This window comes from Methanocalculus taiwanensis (genome assembly GCF_024372745.1).
Classification (GTDB): domain Archaea; phylum Halobacteriota; class Methanomicrobia; order Methanomicrobiales; family Methanocorpusculaceae; genus Methanocalculus; species Methanocalculus taiwanensis.
The window spans coordinates 1-2,062 of record NZ_VOTZ01000059.1 but is presented as its reverse complement, the minus strand read 5'-3'; the positions used below and the strand labels follow the sequence as shown (position 1 = coordinate 2,062).

Here is a 2,062-nt window from a genome sequence, read left to right as displayed (position 1 = left end):
TGGGATATTGTGACATTCGAGCCATCTACAAGAGCCATAGTAGAACAATTGAATATTAAACCTGTACTTGCATATAAAACTATGTACGTAAATGTTTGATAGTTAAGGTTTTACTGCCGAAGACAGGGTGCAGGGCAGGGGAAGGCGTTCTGGTACCTGAACCTGACGGATAAGATGAGGGAGCAGCTGAAAGCGATGGGGTTCAAGGAACTGTTCCGGGAAAGAAGATTGGGTCAGAGTGGGTTATAAAAACGGAACGTCAGGAAACAGATCCAGATTGCTGGTGGAGAACGTTGCCCCGCATCAATCGTGCCGGATTATACTATCGGCAATGTAGGCCCCTCCTCTTTTCAAACTATCACTATTATTTTTTGTTAGATTAATCGAGAAGCTCGTTATAATCAAATCGATATCTTAATGTTATGTTAAAAAAAGTAAATGTATATTTCCAATATGTATGTGTAATTTAACAACTAGTGCCATCATCATTATCATCATCATCATCCCTTCACACGCATATCGGCGAAAAAAAAGTTAAGTGAGATTGGGACAATGATGAACAAAAAAATCATTTTTAGTGTTATACTTTTATTGCTTATTGTGATGTTTCCGGTGGTTGGCGGGGAAGAATCATCGATGAATTTTGATCCCGAAAAGGAAATAGCTGCTTATGAAATACCATGTCCAACTCTCTCTACTGAAATAGATGTAGTAGAAGAAGGGGGATATGGTTATGATGGCGAGGATTCTATAATCGATTGGGTGTTTGAGAGTCCGGATACCGAGTCGTATTCAGAGCAATGGAAACCACAGAACGCAAGTATCTCGAATATACTTTATGAGAGTTCATGTTTTTTTTCGATTGCTTTGTCGGAGGGGATCCTTATCTCATCAAATGAGACTTCGTTTTTATATGAGTTCCCATTTAATCTGAACAATCAAACAATATCTATCATAAGGATAACTGATTCGTTTGATAGTTTCCTCCCCTATGTCATGGATGAAGAGATCATTAATGGTTCTTCATTACTTCTTTGGTCGAATGTTAACTTGCATGAATCTCCAGATATTATCGATCAGGAACTCATTGTTTGGTATACTCCGTTAACAAAGGAATATTCAAATTCATCTTCAGGTTTTTCTGACATAAATAGTTCATTGGAAATAAATGGTATAACCAGAATTGGTAAAAATGATGAATTAGATGATAAATGTTTGGATCCCACGATTGATGCAACAAGAGAAGTAAAGGTAAATATTTACAATATAAATAAGGAATCACTTCCTTATCCTGGTAGGTATTATGTAGATATTTATCGACTGGATGGAGTTCAATTTGAAACGTCAGGCTCTGTCGATATCTTTAGTACTACAAATATCGTGCAGATTACCTTACCGAAGAAACTTGAGACTGGAGTGGATTATCAAATTTATGTTTTTTTCAAACCATCAGATAGTAGAACATTAAAACTAAAAGAATTATGGGGAAAGAGAGAAATAAATTTTGGTTACTGGCCGACATCCTATGAATATGATTTCATCCGAGACCATCCTTGTATTGATTATATTAAATTTAATGGTTACTATCCTCCTATAACTATTAAACAAGGTGAGATAGTAAATATAGAATCCCGAATCAGATGGGACACAACGATTTGGGATTTTTTCACGAACCCTACTACTGCTAAAGTATATTCCTATATTAAATTAACAGATTCTGCTAATAATCACGTAGTTCTCCTGAAAATCCCTGAAACACTATTATATAACAATATTATGAAAGGATCATCATTATCTCTTCAAACAACATACAAACCAAAAGAACCCGGCAAATATTATTTTGTGCCATATCTTGAGTCAAATTGTCATGATGGCTCAGATAGGATTATCGATCAGGGTTTAAGATCTCTTGCTTTTACTGTTGATCCAATTCCTCCAGTAGCCGCTTTCACCGCGTCACCCACAACCGGTACCGCTCCCCTCACGGTGCAGTTCACTGATCAATCCTCAAACACTCCGACCTCATGGAAATGGGAGTATAGCACCGGCAGTACGTGGACGC

Annotated in this window: 1 pseudogene; it reads left to right on the top strand. The window is 37.1% G+C overall.

Annotated features, from left to right (window positions below):
• Window positions 1-600: 600 nt before the first annotated feature.
• Window positions 601-2,062, top strand: a pseudogene (locus tag FTO68_RS11750) (PKD domain-containing protein); the annotation flags it as partial.